The organism is Streptococcus sp. C300 (assembly GCF_000187645.1).
GTDB lineage: Bacteria > Bacillota > Bacilli > Lactobacillales > Streptococcaceae > Streptococcus > Streptococcus oralis_CQ.
Genome location: NZ_GL732473.1, coordinates 1,374 through 2,038, shown reverse-complemented (window position 1 = coordinate 2,038; position 665 = coordinate 1,374). Strand labels below are relative to the sequence as shown.

Genomic DNA, 665 nt, shown 5'->3' with positions numbered 1-665 from the left:
GGGGCGATCGTGAGGCAAAGAAAACCCGGCGCTGAGGCCGGGTTATTCTTGTTCTCTGGTCAAATTATATAGTTGGAAAACAAGGATGCATATATGAATGAACGATGCAGAGGCAATGCCGATGGCGATAGTGGGTATCATGTAGCCGCTTATGCTGGAAAGAAGCAATAACCCGCAGAAAAACAAAGCTCCAAGCTCAACAAAACTAAGGGCATAGACAATAACTACCGATGTCATATACCCATACTCTCTAATCTTGGCCAGTCGGCGCGTTCTGCTTCCGATTAGAAACGTCAAGGCAGCAATCAGGATTGCAATCATGGTTCCTGCATATGATGACAATGTCGCCCCAAGACCATCTCTATGAGCTGAAAAAGAAACACCAGGAATGTAGTGGCGGAAAAGGAGATAGCAAATGCTTACGATAACGTAAGGAATTATTACTATGTAAACACCAGGCATGATTCTGTTCCGCATAATTCCTCCTGATAATTAATCCTTAACTTTGCCCACCTGCCTTTTAAAACATTCCAGTATATCACTTTTCATTCTTGCGTAGCAATATGCCATCTCTTCAGCTATCTCAGCATTGGTGACCTTGTTCAGAGGCGCTGAGAGATGGCCTTTTTCTGATAGATAATGTTCTGTTAAAATATCTCCGGCCT

1 protein-coding gene is annotated in these 665 nt (G+C 43.5%); it reads right to left on the bottom strand.

The features are described from left to right. Positions 1-42 precede the first annotated feature (42 nt). On the bottom strand, positions 43-477 hold the full coding sequence (locus tag HMPREF0849_RS09910) for a protein rexB (RefSeq protein ID WP_001245922.1): 435 nt from the start codon (positions 475-477) through the stop codon (positions 43-45). Positions 478-665: the final 188 nt, after the last annotated feature.